This is a genomic window from Massilia sp. CT11-108, from assembly GCF_047302915.1.
Lineage (GTDB): Bacteria > Pseudomonadota > Gammaproteobacteria > Burkholderiales > Burkholderiaceae_D > Telluria > Telluria orientalis.
In genome coordinates this window covers 1-2,051 of the sequence record NZ_JBKYMO010000735.1, presented here as the reverse complement: position 1 = coordinate 2,051, position 2,051 = coordinate 1, and the positions used below count along the sequence as shown (strand labels likewise).

At 68.9% G+C, this 2,051-nt stretch carries 2 protein-coding genes; both read left to right on the top strand.

Translation table 11 applies throughout. From position 1 onward, the window contains the following. Positions 1-204 (top strand): hypothetical protein (locus ACEN88_RS30095; protein WP_413345613.1); only part of this gene is annotated, 204 nt, incomplete at its 5' end. Between the two features lie 19 nt (positions 205-223). Then, a partial coding sequence (locus tag ACEN88_RS30090; protein WP_413345611.1) for an FUSC family membrane protein occupies positions 224-2,051 on the top strand: 1,828 nt, incomplete at its 3' end.

Sequence of the window (2,051 nt, the reverse complement as noted above, 5' to 3'; positions counted from 1 at the left end):
CGCGCGACAGGTGCTGGCGCAACCGAGGGCGACACGCCGCCGGACGAAAAGCTGTGCCGCGAGCTCATCCGCCGCTTCCATGCCGCGCTCGACGGGCTCGACGTGCCGGCGATGATCACCCTGCTCACCGAGACGCAGCCGATGGCCGTGCGCGCCCAGGCGTGCGCCAACGATGCCGCGTACGATTTCCTGATGGCGGCATAGGGACGCCGGCGACGCTATAATGACTCGTCCATTGCTGACGCGTCCCCACATGCATTACGCCCTCGCGCCGCGCACGCTCTTCTTCAGTCATTACTTTTATACCGGCCTGCGCATCGCCACGGGCGTCGTCGGCCTGACGTTCCTGACGTATGCCGTCGCCGACCTGCCGACCGCGATGGCGGTGGCGATGGGCGCGCTGTGCACGAGCCTGATGGACCTGCCCAGCCCGCTGCGGCACAAGTTCAACGAGATGCTGGCCGGCGTGCTGACGTGTTCGCTGGTGGCGCTGCTCGTCAGCCTGTGTTCGCCCGTGCAATGGCTGCTGCGCACCGTCATCGTGCTCGTCTCCTTCCTCGCCAGCATGATGACCGTGTACGGCCGCAAGGCGATGCCGCTGCAGTTCGTCGCGCTGTTCGTGATGATGCTGTCGAGCGACGCCGCCGCCACGCCGCTGCAGGCGCTGCGCCAGGGCGCCCTGTTCTTCGCGGGCGGTGCCGGCTACATGACGTATGCGATGGTCGTCGTCTGGCGGCTGCGGCGCCGGCTGAAGCAGCAGGTGCTGGCCGAAGCGCTGTACGAACTGGCGGCCTACACGGGCATCAAGGCCGGCTGCTACGACATGGCCAAACCGCTGCCGGCGCAGATGGAAAAGCTCGTGCGCCAGCAAAGCGTGCTGGCCGAGCGCCAGCAGGCGTCGCGCGACCTGGTCCTGCGCGGCAAGCCCAGGGACGACGAGGCCGTCCTCGTGCGCGTGCACTACGCCATGTTCGACCTGTACGAACTGGTGCTCTCGACGCACACCGATTACGCCCTGCTGCGCCAGCATTTCGCGGGCGGCCCCGTGCTGCCGCTGCTGGGCGACCTGATCGGCAAGGCGGCGCGCGACATCGAATCGGCGGCATACGCCATGACGCGCGACCGGCCGTCGCATGCCGATACCGATTACCGCCCCGAGCTGGCCGCGCTGGAAACGGCCCTGCGCGCCCTGCCCCCGGCCGACAGCGACGAGGTGAATCCGCAGGCCGTGCTGCGCGCCACGTCCAACAAGATCCGCGACATGATCGCGATGATCGCGCGCCTGCACGCCGCCAGCGGGACGGAGGGCGGGACACTCCCGATGGCGCCGGGCAGCGACCTGACGCCCTTCCTCACCCAGCAGCGCTACAACCTGGGCACGCTCGTCGCCAACCTGCGCTGGACGTCGCCCACGTTCCGGTTCGCGCTGCGCGTGGCGATGGCGATCTCGGTGGGCCTGCTGTCGTCCGAATGGCTGCCGTACACGTCGCACGGCTACTGGACGGCGCTGACGATCGCCGTGATCCTGAAGCCGACGTTCAGCATGACGCGCCAGCGCCGCACCGACCGCCTGGTCGGCACGCTGATCGGCTGCGTGCTCACGGCGCTGATCCTCCGCTTCGTCCATTCGCCGGCCGTGCTGATCGGCTTCCTGTTCGTCGCGACCGCGGCCGGGCCGACCTTCCTGTCGATCAAGTACCGCTACACGGCGATCGCCGCCAGCGTGCAGGCCCTGCTGCTGATCGGCCTGACCGTGCCGCATTTCGCCGGCGCCATCGAACAACGCCTGCTCGACACGCTGCTCGGCGCGCTGATCGCCTCGTTCTTCAGCTACGTGCTGCCGAACTGGGAACACCAGCACCTGCCGGAGCTGGTGGACGCCGTGACCGACGCGAACCGCGGCTACATCGACGCCGCCGAAGACCTGCTGCTGGAACGCGCGGTCGACGATGCCCGCTACCGGATCCAGCGCAAGCGCTTCATGGACGCCCTCGCGAACCTCAGCGCGGCGCTGGGCCGCATGCTCGACGAACCGGCCTCCCAGCAGCGCG